General features: G+C 57.4%; 20 protein-coding genes. 9 read left to right on the forward strand and 11 right to left on the reverse strand.

The genetic code is table 11. From position 1 onward, the window contains the following. The first annotated feature begins 12 nt into the window (after positions 1-12). Positions 13-3,474, forward strand: a complete 3,462-nt coding sequence (locus AC061P_RS06815; RefSeq protein WP_449646651.1) for an error-prone DNA polymerase — start codon at positions 13-15, stop codon at positions 3,472-3,474. A 156-nt stretch (positions 3,475-3,630) separates the two neighbouring features. Then, a complete protein-coding gene (locus AC061P_RS06820) occupies positions 3,631-3,834 on the forward strand; it encodes a cold-shock protein (RefSeq protein WP_009772173.1) in 204 nt (67 codons plus the stop codon). A 186-nt stretch (positions 3,835-4,020) separates the two neighbouring features. Here the strand turns inward: AC061P_RS06820 and AC061P_RS06825 are convergent, their stop codons facing one another. The 3 genes from AC061P_RS06825 to AC061P_RS06835 form a co-directional block, all read right to left on the reverse strand. Next, on the reverse strand, positions 4,021-5,790 hold the full coding sequence (locus tag AC061P_RS06825) for a DEAD/DEAH box helicase (RefSeq protein WP_449646652.1): 1,770 nt from the start codon (positions 5,788-5,790) through the stop codon (positions 4,021-4,023). 69 nt (positions 5,791-5,859) lie between these two features. Next, positions 5,860-7,107, reverse strand: a complete 1,248-nt coding sequence (dinB, locus tag AC061P_RS06830; RefSeq protein WP_480392141.1) for a DNA polymerase IV — start codon at positions 7,105-7,107, stop codon at positions 5,860-5,862. Between the two features lie 185 nt (positions 7,108-7,292). Beyond that, the gene (locus AC061P_RS06835) at positions 7,293-7,556 is read right to left on the reverse strand and encodes a GlsB/YeaQ/YmgE family stress response membrane protein (protein WP_449646654.1); all 264 of its coding nucleotides are present in this window, start codon (positions 7,554-7,556) and stop codon (positions 7,293-7,295) included. A gap of 148 nt (positions 7,557-7,704) precedes the next feature. On the opposite strand from AC061P_RS06835, the gene AC061P_RS06840 reads away from it, so the two are divergent. Further along, positions 7,705-8,466, forward strand: coding sequence for an SGNH/GDSL hydrolase family protein (locus AC061P_RS06840; protein WP_449646655.1), 762 nt, complete (start codon positions 7,705-7,707; stop codon positions 8,464-8,466). A gap of 70 nt (positions 8,467-8,536) precedes the next feature. On the opposite strand, the gene AC061P_RS06845 is transcribed toward AC061P_RS06840, so the two are convergent. The 3 genes from AC061P_RS06845 to AC061P_RS06855 form a co-directional block, all read right to left on the reverse strand. Continuing rightward, the gene (locus tag AC061P_RS06845; RefSeq protein WP_449646656.1) at positions 8,537-9,643 is read right to left on the reverse strand and encodes a fatty acid desaturase family protein; all 1,107 of its coding nucleotides are present in this window, start codon (positions 9,641-9,643) and stop codon (positions 8,537-8,539) included. 109 nt (positions 9,644-9,752) lie between these two features. Then, entirely contained in the window at positions 9,753-10,979 is a 1,227-nt protein-coding gene (locus AC061P_RS06850; protein ID WP_449646657.1) for a D-alanyl-D-alanine carboxypeptidase family protein, read from the reverse strand. 34 nt (positions 10,980-11,013) lie between these two features. After that, positions 11,014-11,817, reverse strand: a complete 804-nt coding sequence (locus AC061P_RS06855) for a TrmH family RNA methyltransferase (protein WP_449646658.1) — start codon at positions 11,815-11,817, stop codon at positions 11,014-11,016. An 82-nt stretch (positions 11,818-11,899) separates the two neighbouring features. On the opposite strand from AC061P_RS06855, the gene AC061P_RS06860 reads away from it, so the two are divergent. Together AC061P_RS06860 and AC061P_RS06865 are read left to right on the forward strand one after the other, a co-directional pair. Continuing rightward, positions 11,900-12,730: a Sir2 family NAD-dependent protein deacetylase gene (locus AC061P_RS06860; protein ID WP_449646659.1), complete on the forward strand. Its 831-nt coding sequence runs from the start codon at positions 11,900-11,902 to the stop codon at positions 12,728-12,730. 29 nt (positions 12,731-12,759) lie between these two features. Beyond that, entirely contained in the window at positions 12,760-13,416 is a 657-nt protein-coding gene (locus tag AC061P_RS06865) for a histidine phosphatase family protein (protein WP_480392142.1), read from the forward strand. A 28-nt stretch (positions 13,417-13,444) separates the two neighbouring features. Here the strand turns inward: AC061P_RS06865 and AC061P_RS06870 are convergent, their stop codons facing one another. Both AC061P_RS06870 and AC061P_RS06875 read right to left on the reverse strand, forming a co-directional pair. After that, positions 13,445-14,527, reverse strand: a complete 1,083-nt coding sequence (locus AC061P_RS06870) for a glycosyltransferase family 4 protein (RefSeq protein ID WP_480392143.1) — start codon at positions 14,525-14,527, stop codon at positions 13,445-13,447. Beyond that, the gene (locus tag AC061P_RS06875) at positions 14,524-15,435 is read right to left on the reverse strand and encodes an alpha/beta fold hydrolase (protein WP_480392144.1); all 912 of its coding nucleotides are present in this window, start codon (positions 15,433-15,435) and stop codon (positions 14,524-14,526) included. The genes AC061P_RS06870 and AC061P_RS06875 overlap by 4 nt, the downstream gene beginning before the upstream one ends. Positions 15,436-15,564: 129 nt before the next feature. On the opposite strand from AC061P_RS06875, the gene AC061P_RS06880 reads away from it, so the two are divergent. Beyond that, positions 15,565-16,263 carry a 3'-5' exonuclease gene (locus tag AC061P_RS06880; RefSeq protein WP_449646663.1) on the forward strand — a complete coding sequence of 233 codons (699 nt, stop codon included), beginning with the start codon at positions 15,565-15,567 and terminating at the stop codon, positions 16,261-16,263. A 156-nt stretch (positions 16,264-16,419) separates the two neighbouring features. Here AC061P_RS06880 and AC061P_RS06885 read toward each other — a convergent pair whose 3' ends face one another. Beyond that, complete coding sequence (locus AC061P_RS06885; RefSeq protein WP_010202510.1) at positions 16,420-16,671, reverse strand: type B 50S ribosomal protein L31; 252 nt, start codon at positions 16,669-16,671, stop codon at positions 16,420-16,422. 94 nt (positions 16,672-16,765) lie between these two features. Further along, positions 16,766-17,548: an ABC transporter ATP-binding protein gene (locus AC061P_RS06890; protein ID WP_480392145.1), complete on the reverse strand. Its 783-nt coding sequence runs from the start codon at positions 17,546-17,548 to the stop codon at positions 16,766-16,768. 128 nt (positions 17,549-17,676) lie between these two features. Between AC061P_RS06890 and serB the strand changes: the two genes are divergently transcribed. Next, positions 17,677-18,315, forward strand: coding sequence for a phosphoserine phosphatase SerB (gene serB, locus AC061P_RS06895; protein ID WP_449646665.1), 639 nt, complete (start codon positions 17,677-17,679; stop codon positions 18,313-18,315). Positions 18,316-18,347: 32 nt separating this feature from the next. Here the strand turns inward: serB and AC061P_RS06900 are convergent, their stop codons facing one another. After that, the gene (locus AC061P_RS06900; RefSeq protein ID WP_480392146.1) at positions 18,348-19,070 is read right to left on the reverse strand and encodes a beta-ketoacyl-ACP reductase; all 723 of its coding nucleotides are present in this window, start codon (positions 19,068-19,070) and stop codon (positions 18,348-18,350) included. Positions 19,071-19,140: 70 nt separating this feature from the next. Between AC061P_RS06900 and AC061P_RS06905 the strand changes: the two genes are divergently transcribed. Next, positions 19,141-19,443, forward strand: coding sequence for a DUF3099 domain-containing protein (locus AC061P_RS06905; RefSeq protein WP_449646667.1), 303 nt, complete (start codon positions 19,141-19,143; stop codon positions 19,441-19,443). Positions 19,444-19,678: 235 nt separating this feature from the next. Beyond that, positions 19,679-20,515, forward strand: coding sequence for an SURF1 family cytochrome oxidase biogenesis protein (locus tag AC061P_RS06910; RefSeq protein ID WP_480392147.1), 837 nt, complete (start codon positions 19,679-19,681; stop codon positions 20,513-20,515). The last annotated feature ends 27 nt before the right edge of the window (positions 20,516-20,542 follow it).

Below are 20,542 nucleotides of genomic sequence, written 5' to 3' on the forward strand. Positions count from 1 at the left end.
GTGAGGTGTCTCATGGCGTGGTCTAATCCTCCGATTCCGTGGCACCAGCTTGAGCGAACGCTGTCGGGGTTTGGCTCGGTTACACCGATTGGCGAAGCCGGTGACGGGCGTGCCATGTCGTTGGTGTCGAGCAAACGTGTGCCCTATGTCCCTCCGAATGAGCATCTCGATGTAGAGCATGGTGCGTCGACGGGCGACGCCGATACGGCATCCCTTAGTGAGGTTGTGCCCTATGCCGAGCTTCACGCGCATTCGAGCTTCAGTTTTCTTGATGGCGCGAGCATGCCGGAGAAGCTGGCAGAAGAAGCTGCTCGGCTGGGACTGACTGCTCTTGCTCTTACCGATCATGACGGGCTCTACGGAATTGTCCGAATGGCTGAGGCCGCAGCCGAGTTGGGGCTTTCCACACTGTTTGGTGCAGAACTTTCTTTGAATCTCACAGAACCGCAAGCCGGCAACGCTGATCCGGAAGGCGAACACTTGCTGGTGCTTGCTCGCAAAGAGGAGGGGTATCACCGATTGGCGCTGGCTATTACTCGCGCGCAACTGGCGGGAGGAGAAAAGGGGCGCCCGCAGTATGACCTGAACGAATTGGCGGAGTTGGCAGGGGGACACTGGTTTGTGCTGACCGGATGCCGAAAGGGTGCTGTGCGTCGAGCGCTCTGTGGCCCGAACCCCAATTCAGCACCAAGCAATGAATCAATAACGGCTGCTGGCCACGAGATCGACCGACTGTGTGAGCTCTTCGGCAGCGAAGCTGTCATTGTGGAACTTTTCGATCAGGGGTATCCCCTCGACTCTGCTTACAACGATGCTCTCTACTCTTTAGCTCATGCGCGTGGTCTCCGTGTTGTTGCCACCTCGAACGCTCACTATGCGACGCCACGCCAACATCATCTTCATTCGGCGATTTCCGCCGTGCGTGCTCGACGCAGTCTTGATGAGATGGATGGCTGGCTCCCTGCTGCCGGAACAGCTCATCTGAAGTCGGGCGTCGAGATGACGGCACGCTTTTCCCGCTACCCCGGTGCGGTGGCTACGACGGTTGAGGTGGCCAATGAGGCGGCGTTTGAACTGAGACAGGCGAAGCCAGCCCTTCCTGATCAGGCGGTGCCAGAGGGGCATACGCCGTCGAGCTGGCTACGTGAACTCACCTGGGCGGGAGTCGCCGATCGAGCGATCACACTTTCTGCAGCTAACCGGGCACGTATCCAGCGTGAACTTGATGTGATCGAAGAGAAGAATTTCGCCGGCTACTTCTTGATTGTGCACGACATTGTGGCGTTTGCTCGCGGCCGAGGAATCTTGTGTCAGGGACGAGGCTCAGCGGCCAGTTCAGTGGTGTGTTATTTGCTGAAGATCACGGCGGTCGATCCGATTCGCTACAAGCTTCCGTTTGAGAGGTTTATTTCGGCAATGCGCGAAGAGGAACCCGACATTGATGTCGATTTCGATTCCGAACGTCGTGAAGAGGTCATCCAATACGTCTTTGACCGCTACGGGCGCGAAAATGCGGCCCAGGTGGCGAACGTGATTCAGTATCGTCCCCGGTTTGCTGTGCGCGATATGGCGAAAGCACTCGGCTACAGCGCGGGTCAGCAAGATGCCTGGTCACAGCAAATGGAGCGGTGGGGTTCTGAAGTTTCCGGAATCGACCATGACATTCCCGACTCGGTGTTGGAACTTGCTCAGCAGGTGATGAAGTTTCCGCGGCACTTAGGTATCCATTCGGGCGGAATGGTGCTGACGCAACGACCCGTTGGCGAAGTTGTGCCCATTGAGCATGCCCGCAAAGAAAAGCGCACAGTGGTGCAGTGGGATAAAGATGACTGCGCGTGGATGGGGCTGGTCAAGTTTGATCTTCTCGGCCTCGGCATTCTTTCGGCCATGCAATACAGTTTCGATCTCGTTGATGAGGCACTTGGTGAGCGTTGGGATCTCGCTACGATTCCCGCCGAAGAGCAGGGCGTCTACGACCAGTTGTGTCGAGCTGATGCCATCGGGGTCTTTCAAGTGGAAAGTCGCGCTCAGATGGGGCTGCTGCCGCGTCTGCAGCCGCGAGAGTTTTATCATCTGGTGGTAGAGATTGCGCTCGTTCGCCCCGGTCCGATTCAGGGTGGAGCTGTGCATCCGTATGTGCGCCGCAAGATGGGTGCCGAACCGATCACTTACCTGCATCCCAATCTGGTTGAGCCACTTGAGCGCACCTTGGGGGTACCCATTTTTCAGGAGCAGTTGATGCAGATCGCGGTGGCGGTTGGCGGATGTTCGGCGGATGATGCTGACCTGTTGAGGCGCGCGATGGGGTCGAAGCGCGGCATCGAACGCATCGACAAGTTGCGGTCGAAGCTCTATTCCGGGATGGCGAGCAACGGAATCGTCGGGGCGGATGCCGACCGCATTTACGAGAGCATTCAAGCCTTTGCCGGTTTTGGTTTTGCTGAAAGCCATGCCCTCAGCTTTGGCCTTCTTGTTTATGCCAGCGCGTGGATTCGACTGCACTACCCCGCGGCATTCCTTGCTGCGCTGCTGCGCGCGCAACCGATGGGTTTCTATTCTCCACAGTCTTTGGTGGCGGATGCTCGGCGCCACGGGGTGCAGGTGCGTGGCCCTGACATCCATCGTTCTGGGGTTTTTGCGGGGCTTGAGCAGCACTCTGGGAGCACAGCGCCTACCGGAAGTGGGCAGTGCACCGATCACGAACAGCCACCGGTCGGCCCCTTTGATCGCTCGGCCCACTTTGATACTGATGATCATCGTCGTGATGGTGCATTCGCGGTGCGTCTTGGTTTGGATGAGGTTAAGGGCATCGGTACAGCTGTTGCAGAAAAAATTGTGGCTGAGCGTGATTCGGGCGAGTTCGTTTCAATGAATGATCTAGTTCGCCGCGTAGGGCTCACCACAAAGCAGTTAGAAGCGTTGGCGGCGGCTGGTGCCTTCGATGGGTTCGGGCTGACCCGTCGGGAGGCGCTGTGGAATGCGGGTAATGCTGCACACGATCGGGAAGAGTATTTGCCGAACAGCATGGTCACTGTGCAGCCTCCGCTGTTTTCGTTGGCCTCAAATTTTGATGACCTGATGGCTGATCTTTGGGCAACGGGAATCTCTCCAGCAAGTCATCCTGTGGTGCATCTGCGAGAGGCTTTGACGCGTCGGGGGGTTCTTTCTGCCACTGACCTTGCTGTCACCGAGTCGGGTCGCCGCATCGAGATCGGTGGAGTGGTTACCCATCGGCAGCGTCCGGCAACAGCCAGCGGCATCACCTTTATGAATATCGAAGATGAGACGGGACTCATCAACGTGATTTGCAGTGTCGGTGTCTGGGGGCGGTATCGCCGCATCGCGCGCGACAGTGCAGCCTTGATTGTTCGTGGCATTGTTGAGCGATCAGATGATGGCGTTATTAATGTGCTCGCAGATCGTTTTGAGCCACTTTCTGGGCTTCCCCGCACGCAATCGCGTGATTTCCATTAAAAGAAACTTCATTACCGTTGTGTGAACTTTACGAAATACATGACCCATGCAGCGCAATACTGATATAGCCTTATGGAATCGTTCATGTTCTATACAAGGCATGGATGCGGCCTCGACTGTCGGGGCCTGAAAGAAACGCTCCTGGAGGAGTTTTAAATGGCACTAGGTACCGTCAAGTGGTTCAACGCAGAAAAGGGCTTTGGCTTCATCGCCCCCGAGGACGGAAGTCCTGATGTGTTCGCCCACTACTCGGCCATCGCAACAAATGGCTACAAGTCGCTCGACGAGAACCAAAAGGTTGAGTTTGACATCACACAGGGTCCCAAGGGACCCCAGGCGGAGAACATCCGCCCCATCTGATCTTGATAGTTCAGTAACGAAGACGCCCTCGGTCCTATACCGGGGGCGTTTTCTTGTTAACCCACGATTGTTTTAGCTGCAGCAGCTGCTCGATCAGTCGGATGGACCCACAAGACCACAGCGATGGGGGTTGCGGTGCCACGCGTCCGGCGCCCAGCGTGTTGCGAAATGTGAGAGGCACTCCCCCTAGGAGTGCATGCTTTTACTCAGATAGTCGATGCGCGTTTGCAACTGCGTCACCGTTGCCTGCGCGACAGCAGGCCCTCCGCAGACTCGGCGCAGCTCAGCATGAATGAGTCCGTGGGGTTCGTTGGATAGTTTCGCGCGTCGCCCCACCAGATTATTCAGCAGGGTGCGTTGCTCTTTGAGCGTTCGATACAACGGTTGGGGCTTGTCTGCTTTTGGCTTGCCTTCGGCGCGCCGAGACTGGCGTTTCTGGCGTTGCAGCAGTAGTTCGCGAACCTGTTCAGGTTCCAAAATTCCGGGGAGCCCAATGAAGTCGAGCTCTTCATCACTGCCTGTTTCTGCCGCAAATCCAAACTCATTGCCGTCAAAAAGCACCCGGTCGAAATTTGCATCTGACTCGATTGCTTCCCAAACGAACTCATCTGAAAGCTCATCACTCGTTTTCTCTTCCTGGTTTTCGCTGTCGAGAAGGCTATCGTCAAGCAACTCGTCTTGTGCGCTCTCACGATCGAGTGCGTGATCTCGTTCCTGCTCAAGCTTTTCTGCCAGAAGCATCAGCGATGGAACGCTCGGTAAGAAAATGGATGCGGTCTCGCCACGTCGGCGCACGCGAACGAACCGCCCAACGGCTTGAGCAAAGTAGAGCGGTGTCGACGCTGACGTTGCATACACTCCGACGGCTAGCCGAGGAACGTCTACGCCCTCTGACACCATCCGCACGGCAACCATCCACCGGCTGTCGCTTGCCGCGAACTTCTCGATACGTGCAGAGGACTCTTTTTCGTCAGAGAGGACAATCGTCGCTGACTCCCCCGTAATTTCTTTGATGAGTCCCGCATAGGCGCGCGCAGCGAGCTGGTCAGTAGCAATGACGAGTCCGCCAGCATCCGGAATCGAATGCCGCACTTCGCTAAGACGACGGTCAGCGGCTCGAAGCACTGCCGGCATCCATTCGCCTTGGGGATCAAGGGCAGTGCGCCAAGCTTGGGAAGTCACATCTTTAGTGTCGCCCTCGCCCAGCCGGGCCTCCATCTCATCACCCATGCGGGTGCGCCAACGCATCTTGCCTGCATAGGCCATAAACATGACGGGCCGAACGACGCCGTCGCTGAGGGCACGGCCGTAGCCGTAGCTGTAATCCGTGACTGAAGTGCGAATGCCTTTGCCGTCGGGCGCGTAGGTGACAAACGGGATAGGGGCAGTGTCACTGCGAAATGGAGTCCCCGTGAGGGAGAGTCGCCGGGTCGCGCGGCCAAACGCGGTGTGGATGGCATCGCCCCAACTCAGCGCATCACCGCCGTGATGCACCTCGTCAAGAATGACGAGGGTCCGCGCCGAATCGGTGATTTCTTGATGCAAGGATGCCTTCATTGCGACTTGCGCATAGGTGACGGCGATTCCGTTGAACCGTCGACCACCCCACGCATCGCCGTTGGAGAATCCAGGGTTGAGACGCAACCCAACTCGGTCAGCGGCGTCGGCCCATTGCCGCTTGAGATGGTCTGTTGGGGCGACAACGGTGACGCGGTCGATTTCACGTCGTGCGATCAGTTCAACCGCTAATCGCAGTGCGAAAGTTGTCTTTCCGGCTCCCGGTGTCGCTGCAGCAAGAAAGTCTTTCGGCTCTCGTTCGAAATATAGATCGAGTGCTTCGGCTTGCCACGCCCGCAATTTGGACGCGGTGCCTCTGGCGGCGCGCTCCGGGTACGACGGTGAGAGGTGTTCCGCCGCAAACGTGCCCACGGTTGGGCCAGGCAATGGAGTGCTCACTTGATAAGACTTTACCGTTTCTGACTGACATCGATGGTCGCGGCAGCGGAGTTTCGCTGCAGGCGCGGGCTAATCGCGCTGGCCGAGTCGTGGACGCGCGGAGCGTTCAGCACCTAGCAACCGTGCAGGACCAATAGCTCCGCTGCCGAATCGTGCTGAGGCCGCTTCCATTGCCTCTTCAGCATCACGCCAGCCGTCTGTGGTGTCCCACAAGCTGATGAGCGTTCCTCCGGGGTCGACGAGTTGTTCTCCGCGCACACCGACGAGGCGGACGGGACGTCCTTCGGCCACAAACTCGTCGTAAATGCCTCGGACGGTCTCGTAAAGGGTGCGACCGAGATCGGTGGGCTCAGGCAGCTTGCGGGAGCGCGTCACCGTGCTGAAATCCTCGAATCGTAATTTGAGAACGACAGTTCGCGCCACCACGCCGGCAGCTCTCAGACGAATGGCAACTTTTCCGGACAGGCGCAGAAGCTCTCTGCGGATCCCGTCGGCGTCGAGCACGTCGTATTCGAAAGTCGTCTCGTGGCCGATGCTCTTTTCTGCCGGGCGCTCTTCGACCTCTCGGTGGTCATTGCCCCAGGCGAGGTTATGCAGTTTCACGGCACCGGCCTCCCCCACTGCTCGCGTTAGCGACTCGCGATCGGCGTGGGCGATGTGGGCAATGGTGGAGAAGCCACGCTGCTGAAGCGTCTCCTCGGTCTTGCCGCCGACGCCCCAGAGTGCAGAGATGGGCAACGGATGAAGAAACTCGATGGTCTTGTCGGCCGGAATCACGAGCAGACCGTCTGGCTTTGACAAACCCGACGCTACTTTAGCTACATACTTGGATGCCGCAGCACCCACTGAGCAGACTAAACCTGTCTCGGCGAGGACTCGCGCGCGAAGCAATGCAGCGATTTCTTTGGGCGAGCCATAGATCGCGCGTGCGCCAGCCACGTCGAGGAAGGCTTCGTCGATGCCCAATCGCTCGACCTTTGGTGTGAGTTCATCGCAAATCTCAAAGACTTTGGCTGAGTAGTGCTGGTACCGCTCAAAATGTGGCTCAAGCACGATGGCTTTAGGGCAGCGTCGAAGCGCCAGAGCCATCGGCATCGCCGAGTTCACGCCGTATCTACGAGCTTCGTAGGTGGCGGCCGTGACAACTGAGCGGGTCGAGTTGTGGCCGACAATTACTGGCTTGCCAATGAGTTCGGGGTGATCGAGGAGCTCAACGGAAGCGAAGAAGGCATCCATGTCGACGTGCAGGATGGTTGCGGTGCTGTCGTCGACGTCGAGTGCCGACACGTGCCGTGTCAGTCCGTCTTGCTTGCCCATGCTCCTATTCTCTCAGGAGCCTCTGACGCTGCGGTGACGCTTCACTGCCCCTCCGCAAGCCGAGTATTCGAACCGCTAAGCAGGCCGGGGTGGCGGGCCACGGTGGCGGCTGATAAATCTCCCGCAACCGGTTAAACAAAGCAGGCGGCACACCTCGGTGTGCCGCCTGCTTTCTTAGTAAAGAGTTAGCGACGTGAGCCGCGCGTGACTAGTCCGTAGATGAACAGCACGAGCACTGAACCAGCGATGGCTACAAGCCACGTCTGGATGGAGAAGAATTCTTCGAGCCCGATTCCGAAGATCGCGCCTCCAACGAATCCACCAACGAGTGCACCAACGACACCAAGGATCAGTGTCGCAATCCAACCGCCGCTCTGGCGTCCGGGCAGAATTGCCTTAGCGATGGCTCCGGCGATAAGTCCCAGTACGATCCAACCAATGATTCCCATTGTGTGTTCTCCAAACGGTTGTATGTTGTCTTCGATGTGAAGATCGTGAATAAACCTAATATGCCCCCATCCGGGGGTCAAGTGATACAGGCTGCTCACAGGAATCACTCGGGTTTCGCACAGACAAAATGTGAGGCAAGCTGGATGAATGCAAGAACAACATCCGTGGACTCGATATGTCGCCATTGGCGACTCCTTCACTGAAGGAATTGGCGACCCAGAACCCAACTCCCCCGGCGGCAATCGCGGGTGGGCCGACCGTGTCGCTGAAGTTCTTGGGCAAGACAAAGAAGGCTTTGCCTATGCAAATCTCGCGATCCGTGGGCGACTGCTTAACCAGATTCACGCCGAGCAACTCGAGCCGGCACTGCTGCTCAAGCCCGACTTGATTAGCGTCTCGGCTGGAGGAAACGACATCATCCGCCCCGGTTCAGATCCCGACGAGGTAGCTGGCCGAGTCGATGCGCTCGTTGCCGGGCTACGAAGCGACGGTGCCACAGTCGTGCTATTCACGGGACCAGACATCGGGATGACGCCAGTACTGAATCGCATGCGAGGAAAAGTCGCCATCTATAACGAGAACATTCGCACGATCGCTCATCGGCACGATGCCGTCGTCGCCGACATGTGGTCACTGCGTGAACTCGGTGATCCGCGCATGTGGGCACCGGATCGACTGCACTTCTCCGCTATCGGACATCACACCGTAGCTCGCATGGTTCTTGAGGCTCTCAACGTTGCCAATGAACTCGAACCGTTTAAACCAGAACCTCTTCCGCCGCGGCGTTGGCGCACAGCGAGAGTGGAAGACATCGGTTGGGCGCGCGAACACCTTATGCCTTGGGTGCTCCGTCGAATACGTCACGAGTCGTCTGGAGACAACATCACAGCGAAGCGTCCGGAGTTCTAAGCTTCGATACAACGTCAAAGGGCCCCTACCGACTCGGTAGGGGCCCTTCAGCGTTGTAGTGCGGCGTTCTTTAGCCTGTGTAGCCGGTTCGGCCCGCTGCGGGGCAATCGAATGGGTCACCGTCAGCGCCAAGGCCAACTTCATTGAGGTGACGAATAACAATTCCGTAGGAAGTTACTAGCCCTACCTCGGTGTACTTGATTCCCTTGGTCTTGCAGTATTCCTTGACCATTTCTGCGGCACGAGGCAGGTGCGGTCGAGGCATCGTGGGGAACAAGTGATGTTCGATTTGGTAGTTCAAACCACCCATGAAGTGGTTCATGAAGACACCACTGCGAATGTTGCGGCTAGTAAGTACCTGACGTCGCAGGTAGTCAACCTTCGATCCCTTGGGCAGAATTGGCATTCCCTTGTGATTGGGAGCAAACGATGCGCCCATGTACAAGCCGAAGATGCCCATCTGGACCGCGAGGAAAGCGAACGCCATTCCTACCGGTAGGAACGTGAAAACGACCGCGAGATAACCGATGTTGCGCACGAGGAGCAGGACGATTTCGAGAGCCCGCTTGTCGACCTTCTTCTTGAGGTTGAACACCTCTTGGAAAGCGTGTGAGTGAAGGTTGAAGCCCTCGAGCAAGAGAGCGGGGAAGAAGAGGTAACCTTGGCGGTTAGCCATGAACTTGGTAATTCCCTTGAGGCCGACTGCTTTTTCCTTCTGGAAAATGATGAAGTCAGTTTCGATGTCAGGGTCTTTATCTACCGTGTTGGGGTTCGCGTGGTGACGCGAGTGCTTGTTCATCCACCAGGCGTAGCTGATGCCGACAACGAGGTCGGACATAAGGCGCCCAAGCGTGTCATTGAGCTTGCTCGAGTCGAAGACCTGACGGTGAGCTAGCTCATGCGTCAAGAATGCGTACTGCGTGAAGATGATGCCCATGGCAGCCGCGATGAGCAGCACATACCAAGTGCCGGCCAGCATTGCGAAGCCAAACCAGGCTGCGACCATTGCCAACGTGATGACGGCAAAAGTGATGATGTAAAAGGCTCGACTGCGACGCAGAAGACCAGCTTCGCGCACGGTGCGAAGCAAGGCAGCGAATTCGCTGATGGGATTACCGACACCGCGTGGACCAGTTTTAATTACACGTGTGGGATCGGCTGAGAGAGAACTACTCACGTGACCTCAGAAGTTTCGTATGACTTCCCAGCCATGTGACATACGAGCGGGTGCTCCAGATCAAACAACCTTACCGCTAGTGCCTGTGAGCCCCGTGTTTATTTGATAACTAAAACAAACTCTGCGGATGCGTGAGCCTCCACCACGCTCCCGGGCCGTCGATTTCGTCACTGAAGTGAAGCGGAATTTCAATCGACTCAGAACCGATCTGAACATAGACAACACCGGCGCTTGAGCCTGCGGTAGCGACGCGAACTGGGTCGGCATCCACCGTCATCGTGATGTCATCTTCTCCCCAGACAACACGAGTGATGGTGGCTGAAGTGACAGCGGTGGTGTCATCGCCCCACGGCGTGTCGTATTCGGCAAATTTTTCGCCATCGCTGGCGAGAGTCACTTCTGTATAGCCCTCAGTTGCCTCCGCAATGAGCGTGCGGATTGCCGCAGCGATCGTCGGGTGGTCCGGTCCGCCGAGCACAACGCCAACGAATGTCTTGATCTCATCACCGATGGGAACGTCGGTAGAGAACAGTAGGCACGCATAGTTGTCGAGGAGCGTTCCCGTCTTGATGCCGTCAACGCCGTCGATTCCGAGAAGCTGATTGCGATTGCTCACGATTCCCAAGCCCGGAACTTCCACTGAAGGAGTTCCCACGATCGCCGCAATGACAGGCGTTGAAATCGCGAGGCGCGCGATTTCAGTGAGGTCTTGAGCGGTGCTGGTGTTCGAAGTCTTGATGCCCGACGCCTCGCTGATCGTGGTATTTGCTAGCCCGTGGTCGGTGAGCCAAGTAGCAGCGGCTGAAACGAATGCGTCTTCAGAGCCGTAAGCCCAGAGGGCAAGTGACTGAGCATAATTGTTCGCCGATGCAAGAAGCGTGACGTTCATGACGTCTCGTTGCGACAACTGCTGCCCATCGGAAACGGGCCATACCAGTCCGTATTGCGCTTGTTGGGTGTAGTAGTAGTCGAGATCTGCAGCCCCGAAGGTGATCGTTGGCCCTAACTCGTCAGCTGTTAGCGGCTTGACGTCGAGCACGACAAGCGCCGTGATGATTTTCGTAATCGAGGCGATAGGAAGCGCCTCTTTACTTCCAGCTTGTGCCAGTACGCCCGGACGATCAGTGGCAGCGATCGCTGAAGCCCCATAAGTCGGGAACGTGAATTCGGGCTCCGCGAGCTCTGGCGCTGGGTGAGCGATCGCTGACGCAGAGACTTGTTCGAGAGGCGCGAGCAGCGTGAGAGGGAGGTAGAACGCTGTCGTGAGAACAATTCCGACGACGGAAAACACGACAATACGTCGGCGACGAAAGATTTGGCGTTGAGTCAGCGGCACCGCATAACGCTAACAGTTCAGGTGCGATTGAGCGCTAGCGCACGCGAAGCGTGTACATTCCCACTGCGCTGGCGGCAGCGACATTGAGCGAATCCACGCCATGCATCATGGGAATCTTAACAACGCTGTCCGCAGCTTCGATGGTTTGTCGCGATAGACCATCACCTTCGGTTCCGAGAATGAGGGCGACTCGCTCTGGCGCGTTCGCGGCGAATGTATCAAGATCGATGGAATCGTCGCTCAGCGCAAGCGCTGCGAGGTGAAAGCCCGCTGTTTGGAGTATCGCGGCATCCGCTGGCCAGTTGTCCAGCCGGGTCCATGGCACCTGGAGAACAGTTCCCATGCTGACCCGCACGCTACGGCGATAGAAGGGATCTGCACAGCGGGGGGTGATGAGAACGGCATCGGCGCCCAGAGCGGCAGCCGAGCGGAACACCGCACCAACATTGGTGTGATCGACGATGTCTTCAAGAATGACGATGCGGCGGGCACCCTCGATCAGTTCTGAAACGGATCGCAATCGCGGTCGGTGCATCGATGCCAGCGCGCCGCGGTGCAGATTGAAGCCAGTCAATTGTTCCAACAATGCGGACTCCCCCACATAAACCGGGGTTTCTGAGTCACCGAGCAGTTCAGCTACATCGTCGAGCCACTGTTCGAGCACGAGCACCGCGCGAGGAATGTGTCCTGCCCGCAAAGCTCGGGAGATGACCTTCGACGACTCGGCAATGTACAAGCCGCCCTCGGGTTCGGTGCGGCGCCGGAGCGCAACATCGGTGAGGTTAGCGAAATCACTCAGTCGCGGATCAGAGAGTTCGGTAACCCGGATGACATTCACTGTGTGTTCCCAACTACGCGAATTTGAGGCAAGGATGTCTCGACTCGGCTTTTGTGCTGTTAGCAGTGTCTACGCTGGAGGTGTGCAGACACAAAACGCCAGCAACGAAATTGATCGTGCTGCGGAGCTTCTGGATGGAAAACTGATCAGCGTTCTCACCGGCGCCGGCATCAGTACCGATTCCGGTATACCCGATTATCGCGGCGAGGGCGCCGCGGTGCGTAATCCGATGACCTTCCAGCAATTCCAGAGCGCCGAAGACTTTCGCAAACGGTACTGGGCCGGAAGTCACCTGGGCTGGAAACGCTTTGCAGCATCCGCTCCCAACGATGGACACTTGGCTCTGGCTGAGTTTGAACGGCGTGGGCTGAGCAACGGCGTTATTACCCAAAATGTTGACGGGTTGCACCTGCAAGCCGGTTCAGGACGAGTTGTGGATGTTCATGGCAGCGTTGACAGAGCGCGGTGCCTTCGCTGTGGGCAATATTTCGCTCGCGTTCCTCTCGCTCAGCGCATTGAGCAGCTCAATCCTTGGCTGGAACAGTCTGAAGTCAACCGGCTGAATCCTGACGGCGATGCGGAGGTGCAGGAGGTCGAGGCTTTCGTGGTTCCTGACTGCACTGTCTGCGGCGGAATGCTGAAACCTGACGTTGTCTTCTTCGGCGAATTCGTTCCGCCACGAAAGTTTCAGCTTGCTTCGTCGCTCGTGGACCAGTCGGAGGCGCTCATCGTCGCGGGTTCGTCGCTGGTTGTGAATTCTGGAATTCGCTTGGTGGAGCGTGCGCTTCGCAAGCAGATCCCGCTCATCATCATCAATCGCGGCATAACAAAGGCAGATCGACGGGCCGACGTTAAGCTGGACGGCGGAGCATCCGTCATTTTGAGCAGTTTGCTCGATCGTCTGGGTACATAAGTAATTGAGCGCTGCACGAGCATGAGTTAGTGAGTGCCATCGATGGGAGTCCTGTGTTCATCTACCTAGTACGTCACGGCGAAACGGATTGGAATCGCCAGCGGCGCATTCAGGGCAGTAGCGACATACCCCTGAATGACACGGGGAAAGCTCAGGCGAAGGCAACGGGTGAGCTTCTGGCGAGACGTACCTGGGATGGCATCTTTGCCAGCCCACTCTCCCGCGCGATGGAGACCGCTCAAATCATTGCCGCGGAAACGAGTTTGGCTGAGCCGATCCCGCTTCCAGCGGTTGTCGAACGTAATTATGGTGACGCCGAAGGTCGCACGGATAGCGAAGTTGATGCTCTTTATCCGGGAAATACTGAAGTACCCGGCCGTGAACCGCGGCAAGCGGTAATTGACCGCGCACTTCCCGCCCTCGTGCAACTTGCTGAAGCCAATCACGGAAAGTCAGTGATCGTCGTCGTACATGGTGGAGTGATTGCGTCCATTCTGGCTGCGGTGGCACCTGACCGACCGCGGTCACCCATCGTCAACGGATCGGTACACAGCTTTCGCCACGACGATGGATCTCTCTATCTGGTGAACTTTGATGACCCTATCGAAGCCGAATCAGAGACCACAGGCGGAGAACCATTTGACACGCAGAATGTACTGGCGCGTCGGGAGTCGTCAACACACTAGAGCGTGAGCTACCAGCTCACTCATCCAATCACTTGCGTGACTGCGTGCGAGCTTCCACTGCGTCGCGCAATACCCGCGAGAGTGCAGCTGCGCCCTTAGCCCACGTGAATTCGGCGGAACGAGTACGCGCCAGTGTTGAGCGCGACTGCCAGACTGCAGGGTCTTCAAGAGCGCGCACCTCACGAACAAGTTCTGCTGGGTCATCCGGGTCAAAGAAGCCGCCCGCGGCCCCGGAGATCTCACGAAAGATCGGAATGTCGCTCAGCAACACTGGAGTGCCGAGAACCATCGCCTCGACCTGTGGGAGTCCGAAGCCCTCGTCCCGCGATGCAGAAACAAGCGCAGTGGCCCGTGACAGGGTCTCGGCGTACACTTCGTCGCTCGCCCCATTGTGAAAAATGAGCGAGGATTCGGGAGCAAGCGCAGCTAACCGGGCCTTCACGTCGTCATCAGCGCGACTCATGAGATGCAGGGTGTACCCGGGCAAGTCGTGAAGCGCACGCGCGATGAGTTCCACGTTTTTATATGGCATATAGGAGCCCATATAAACGAGCTCTCGCGAGGTGGGGGCGGTGCGCACGGCAGACTGCTGAGCGCTGTCAGTTCCTAAAGTCACCACAGAGATCGGTCGTGTGGTGAGTCGGTGCTCAAGCATCTGATCGCGAGTCGTCTCGGAGTCTGTGACGTGCGCATCCGCACGGTTCAGTAGTGCACGCTGGAACGCCCAAGTGAGGTGATAGATACGCCACATTGCTCGAACCGGCCACGGCAGATTGCGGGGCGGCGTTGGATGCTTGTAGTAGATCAAATCGTGCACCGTCGTGACGAGAGCGTACTTGCGCCCGAACGGTCCCATGGTTTGCATCGGTGTGAATACAACATCCGGCCTGAGCTTATTGACCTGAAGCGCGACTAATGGTTCCCGAGCGCTTGTCGGTGAGCTCACCAGCTCCCAGGGAAGGTCGGGCAAAAGTTCGAGCTGGCGCTTGTCAGAGATCAGCATCGTCACGGGGTGCAGCTTGTTCAATTCCTCAACCAGCCGTGAACCATAGCGACTGATGCCGTCATGTCTCCCGATGCGCGTGTAGCGGCAATCAAAAACAATTTTCACTTGGCTGACTCCGCAACTGTTCCTGTATTGAGGAACGAAACAATTAATTCGGCGGCTTCGCGTGGCCGTTCGTAGTGGATGAGATGGCCGACATTGTCGAAAAGTTCGAGTCGGGCATCCGGAATCACATCCACCAGCCGCTCTTGCGCTGGAACAGGACTAATCGGATCGTTGCGTGCACCAATCAGCAAGGTTGGCATCAAAATCTGCTCTGCAAACATGCTGACGTCTGAGCCGATCGATGCTTCGAACCCCTCAAGCAGGCTGTCACGATTCGCGTAACTACTAAAGTACGCGTGATGCTGTTGATGTACCCAGCGGCGAAGTTCGGCGTCATGCGTCTTTACCATCGCAAGACTCATCACCCTCACGACAAGCCAATTGCTGAGCAGCGGTGCACCCAGGGCGAGGGGAAGTGATCGTGCCAAGCGGTAGAGGCCGAGAGTGATTTTGCTGAGCACGGCATTAGGGCCGGCGAGGGCCGGCGCCGCGATTGGGTTCACGAGAATCAGTTGCGGTGTTGTAAGTCCGCGAGCTATTGCCGCCGCGACGACAATAGAACCAAATGAGTGGCCGAGCAGCACTGCGCGACCACTGAGTCCCAAAGATCCGATGAACGCGTCGAGCCACATTGCATAACCCGTGATGTCGTGGGCGTGCCCGTTGAGCGGCGCAGAGTCACCAAACCCGGGAAGGTCGGGGCTGACGATGCGGATGCCGCGAAGGTGTGCACACACCGCCTCGAGTCCGTGGTGGTCCCCCCGAAAACCGTGAACAAGAACGAGTACAGTCTCCGCATCTGCTGGCCCGTACTCCCAGTAGTGGGTTGTTGCGCCGAGCACGTCGATAGTGGAGTGTCTCGAAGGGTTAGCGGCGAGTAGTTCTCCGTACGGCGATGCGGGTCTCATTCACACAATTCTAGGCAGTCGCCGAGTGGTTGCTCGCATCTGACGTGTCGCGCGTCGAGAACGCTGCCCAAGCGATGGATCACCGCGAGCCGCGTTCCTGCTGTCAGTGCTCCGGCATACGCTGAGATCATGAGCAACTCGGGAACCCTAGCCACTTTCGATCTTGAGACGACTGGCGTTGATGTTGAAACCAGCCGCATCGTTTCAGCCTGTATTGCCATCGTCGATTCTTCAGGTCGCGTACTGTCACGCTGGGATTGGCTTGCCGACCCCGGAATTGAAATTCCCGAAGGTGCTGCCGCAATTCACGGTATCTCAACTGAGCGAGCACGGGCCGAGGGTCGCGATGCCTCCATCGTTGTTGCCGAGATCGTACAAACTCTGAAAGTGACCTGTGGTCTCGGCATCCCGCTCGTGGTCTACAACGCGCCGTATGACCTTTCACTACTTGATCGGGAGTGCCGTCGTTATTCGATCGACCCGCTGCCCGAACCCTATGTCGTCATTGATCCTTTAGTGATTGACAAGGCAGTGGATCGCTACCGTCGTGGAAAGCGCACCCTTGAGGTAACATCGGGGTTGTACGGCGTAGTGCTCGACGATGCCCATGATGCTGGCTCGGATGCAATTGCTGCCGCACGCGTGGCCCAAGCCCTGCTGGTGAAATTCACCGAGGAGCTGAGCATTCCGTTCGCCGAACTTCACGCTCGTCAACGCCAGTGGTACTCCGACCAGGCAGCCAGTTTTCAGGACTACATGCGCTCGTCCAAGGGCGACCATGATTTCGTCGCCAACGGCGAATGGCCCGTCCGCTCGTTCCCGCAGTAGCAGCTACTTCTTCGTAGGTCGGCTGCAACAGAGGTGCCTCGCCAGTTTCTCGACGCGGTCGCCAGTGGTGACGCTGGCGCAATTGGCAGCGGAAGTCGCTGTTAACGACTGAAGGCGACCGGAATACCGGTCGCCTTCAGTGAAACTGGAGTGTTACTAGTTGCCGAAGCCCTTGTAACGGTTCTTGAACTTCTCAACGCGCCCGGCGGAGTCCATGATGCGCTGCTTGCCCGTGTAGAACGGGTGCGACTCAGAGGAGATTTCAACGTCGATCACCGGGTAGGTGGTGCCGTCTTCCCACTCGATCGTCTTCTCGCTCGTCACTGTTGAACGGGTGAGGAACGTTGAGCCCGACGCGAGGTCGCGAAAAACGATGGGCATGTATGTGGGGTGGGTCTCGGACTTCATTGGATTTCCCTGGGTTCTGGATTAAGTGCTGAGTTCTGGACTACATAAAAGACGTAGGCGGTCACGCGGACCGACACACAAGCCTATCAGAGGTTTAGGCGGCCCGCGCCGTGTAGCGGCCCGAGTCTTTTGTGATGATCAGCTCAAGCCCAAAGGCTGCGCTCAAGTTCTCTGACGTAACAACATCGTCAATCTTACCGGCGCTATGCACTGTTCCGTCGGTGATAATCAGCGCGTGCGTAAATCCCTGAGGAATCTCTTCGACGTGGTGCGTAACCATGACGATTGCGGGTGCGCTTTCTGCCTTCGCATAGCCACTCAATAGTTGCACGAGTTCTTCGCGAGCACCGAGGTCGAGGCTTGCGGCAGGTTCATCCAGCAGAAGCAGCTCTGGGTCAGTCATGACTGAGCGCGCGATTTGTACACGCTTCTGTTCGCCATCGCTCAGATCTCCAAAGCGGCGGTCTTCGAGGTGCGAAAGGCTCCACTCGGCGAGAACTCTCCGGGCACGGCGAATGTCAACCTTCTCGTACTGCTCGTTCCAGCGGCCGGTAACCGAATACGCAGCAGTGAGAACGACGTCGATTACCCGCTCGCTGTTGGGCACGCGACGAGCCAGTGCCGTCGATGCGAACCCGATTCGGGGACGTACATCGAACACATCGGCCGACCCGAGCGTGCTCTCAAGCACGACGACTTCACCCGAACTGGGATGAATCTGGGCGGCAGCCAACTGCAACAGGGTGGTCTTGCCTGCACCATTTGGCCCCAGAATCACCCACCGATCGGATGCCTCTGCGCTCCACGAAATCGAGTCGAGAATTGTGGTGCCGTTGCGAGTAACGGATACATCAGAAAAAGAGAGGACACTAGCCATGATCCCCTATCCTATTCGCTCTGGCCCTCTCGCGGGGCAGGCTCTCGAGTGATCCCGATAGTCTGGAACGCGGTGCTGCAAGGTTCCGACACATTACGACCGAAGCTGTGGCACGAAAGGCTCAACTTGTGGCTAAATTTCTCGTTGTTCTCGATGTAGATTCCACTCTGATCGAGAACGAGGTTATCGAGTTGCTCGCCGCCCATGCGGGCTCCGAAACCGAGGTTACCGACATTACAACTCGTGCCATGAATGGTGAACTCGACTTTGAGCAGAGCTTGCGTGCGCGAGTGGCAACGTTGGCTGGGCTTGATGAATCAGTGGTGGCAGACTGCGGTCGCGACATCCGAATCACTCACGGTGCTGAGGAAATGATCGCTGCGGTCATTGCGGCCGGAGGAAATGTCGCCGCCGTATCCGGTGGATTTCATGAGCTGCTCGATCCAATCGCGAAAAAGCTTGGCTTGGCCTACGCACGCGCCAACCGACTTGAAGTAGTTGGCGGCAAGCTCACGGGCAACGTTCTTGGCCCCGTTATCGATGCCCAGGCAAAAGCGGATGCGCTTCATGAATGGGCAGCAGCGACAGGCACTCCCCTCTCGGCAACCATCGCTGTCGGCGATGGAGCTAATGACTTGCTCATGATGAGCGCGGCAGCACTCTCGCTGGGGATCACCGCTAAACCGATCGTGCGCGCCAATGCTGATGTTCACATCGATACGCGGGATCTGAGCGTAATTTTGCCGCTCTTAGGCCTCCGCGGATAGTCAGCGCGGACCGCGTGTGCGGCTGCGCTCTTTTAGTGGCCCATTCCGAGACCGCCATCGACCGGAATGATGGCTCCAGAAATGTAAGCGGCATCGTCGCTAGCGAGCCACGTAATTGCTCGGGCGACCTCTTGAGGCTGGGCGAAGCGACTTGCCGGGATCTGTTTGAGGTACGCATCCTGCTGTTCAGCCGGCAGCGCAGCCGTCATATCGGTCTCTATGAATCCGGGAGCAACGACGTTGGCAGTGATACCCCGACTGCCTAATTCGCGCGTCACTGAGCGAGCAAGACCAATGAGTCCACTCTTCGACGCTGAGTAATTGACCTGACCAGCAGAACCGAGAAGACCTACGACACTCGAAACAAGAATGATGCGCCCAAACCGTGCTTTCATCATGCCCTTGGATGCGCGCTTGACCACCCGGAACGCACCGGAGAGGTTGGTGTCGATCACTTGAGTAAAGTCGTCATCGCTCATACGCATCAAGAGCATGTCACGCGTAATCCCCGCATTCGCTACTACGACTTCAACCGGACCAAGTTGTGCTTCGACTTCAGTGAAGGCAGCATCAATGCTCGCCGGATCGGTAACGTCGGCGATCACAGTGAGCGTGCCTTCCGGTCCGGACCCAGTACGCGCAGTCACGGCGACTCTGTGCCCCTGAGCAACAAACTCTTCGGCAATAGCCCGGCCAATACCGCGATTGCCGCCGGTAACAAGAACGATCCGTGATGGAGATGCTGTGGTGCTCATGGTTCCCAGCATATAGTCGCGAACAGCGGCGTAGGCTTAGGTCTACCTTCCTCGATACCTAAGAAAGCCCATGACCAGTCCTGAGTCGATTACCTCGCTCCCTGAACGACCCGATGACGAGCGCCATCGACGCATGGTCAATTACTCGATCGCTATGGCGATCCGAGTTGTCTGTGTTCTCTTGTGCGTCTTCGTTCGGGGCTGGTGGCTCGTACTTCCGATTCTCGGTGCGGTCGTCTTGCCCTACATCGCCGTTGTCCTGGCGAACGTTAATTCGAGTCGATCCGGCTCGATTAATACGCCAGGTCAATTCGCCATTGGCTCGATCAACTCCTCGAGCGATTCGAACTCGTCAGACGAGGCAGCTCGTTGATCGGAGAGAACGGCCCAGTAACCTCGCAGTGCTCACGAGCAGGATGTTTGTTGGATGCTCGCTGGAACGTCAATTGGCGCAACCCCCGCATCCACGGTCTTGAGAGGGTCAAGATTTGGTTGGCGTGTGACGAACATGTCGACTACCTCAATGATTACCTCAGCACTCGAGGCTTTCCGGTTGTGGTTAGCGAGTTAGCACATCCCGCAACCGTTGTACCGGATGGTGCATCACAGTGAAAAAGTGGCGCTTCGCGTTCTCGCAGAGATGGTTTGGCTACCTGGCTTTAGTTGTCGCATTTGCGATTGGTTGCGTGTTTCTCTCGCATTGGCAGTTTGACCGCCGCGAAGAAGCCGCGGCTGAAGTCGCTCGAGTCAGCGAGAACTGGGATGCGGCGCCTCAACAACTCGACAGTCTGATGCCGGAACTCGCTGATTTTGATATCCACAATAAGTGGATGTCTGTGGCGGTCAGCGGTCAGTACTTGGAGAACGAACAACTGTTGGTTCGCGGGCGCCCGTATTCCGGTCAGCCCGGTTTCGAGATCCTTGTGCCGTTCAAGCTTGAGAGCGGCCGTGTCATCATCGTCGATCGTGGTTGGGTTCCTGCGGGTAATAGCCAAGATTCACCGGATGCCGTGCCGACTCCCCCATCGGGCGCAATCGATATTGTGGTCCGCCTCAAACCCGGTGAGCCCACCGTTCAGGGTCGGTCAGCACCTGCTGGCCAAGTCGCAACGATTCACTTACCAACGATCGCGAACCTTCTTGACGAAGAAACGTATATCGGCGGGTACGGCCTTCTTGCCTCTGAGTCCCCCAGCGTCGCTGAAATGCCGATTGCCTATCCGAAACCGCTTCTGGATGAAGGCGCTCACCTGTCGTATGCGTTTCAGTGGGTAGCTTTTGGAGTTCTGGCCTTTATCGGGCTCGGCTGGGCAGTCCGGCAGGAGTACCGTCTCATCAATGAAGCGGATCCTGCGGAACGCGAGCGTGCTGACAAACGCAAACGAAAAGCGGAAGACCGCGGCCCAACGGATGCCGAGATCGAAGACGCGATTCTCGACGCCTAGCTAGCCTCGCAGGCGTGTCGTACCTGA

This window comes from Rhodoglobus sp. G.S.4 (assembly GCF_056619605.1).

Bases quoted from the DNA above. Each gene is read 5' to 3' on its own strand.
- AC061P_RS06885 (WP_010202510.1), bottom strand. From the start codon at position 16,671: ATGAAGTCCGAGACCCACCCCACATACATGCCCATCGTTTTTCGCGAC.
- AC061P_RS06840 (WP_449646655.1), top strand. From the start codon at position 7,705: ATGCAAGAACAACATCCGTGGACTCGATATGTCGCCATTGGCGACTCC.
- AC061P_RS06890 (WP_480392145.1), bottom strand. From the start codon at position 17,548: ATGGCTAGTGTCCTCTCTTTTTCTGATGTATCCGTTACTCGCAACGGC.
- AC061P_RS06875 (WP_480392144.1), bottom strand. From the start codon at position 15,435: ATGAGACCCGCATCGCCGTACGGAGAACTACTCGCCGCTAACCCTTCG.
- AC061P_RS06835 (WP_449646654.1), bottom strand. From the start codon at position 7,556: ATGGGAATCATTGGTTGGATCGTACTGGGACTTATCGCCGGAGCCATC.
- AC061P_RS06905 (WP_449646667.1), top strand. From the start codon at position 19,141: ATGACCAGTCCTGAGTCGATTACCTCGCTCCCTGAACGACCCGATGAC.
- AC061P_RS06815 (WP_449646651.1), top strand. From the start codon at position 13: ATGGCGTGGTCTAATCCTCCGATTCCGTGGCACCAGCTTGAGCGAACG.
- AC061P_RS06880 (WP_449646663.1), top strand. From the start codon at position 15,565: ATGAGCAACTCGGGAACCCTAGCCACTTTCGATCTTGAGACGACTGGC.
- dinB (WP_480392141.1), bottom strand. From the start codon at position 7,107: ATGGGCAAGCAAGACGGACTGACACGGCACGTGTCGGCACTCGACGTC.
- AC061P_RS06820 (WP_009772173.1), top strand. From the start codon at position 3,631: ATGGCACTAGGTACCGTCAAGTGGTTCAACGCAGAAAAGGGCTTTGGC.
- AC061P_RS06900 (WP_480392146.1), bottom strand. From the start codon at position 19,070: ATGAGCACCACAGCATCTCCATCACGGATCGTTCTTGTTACCGGCGGC.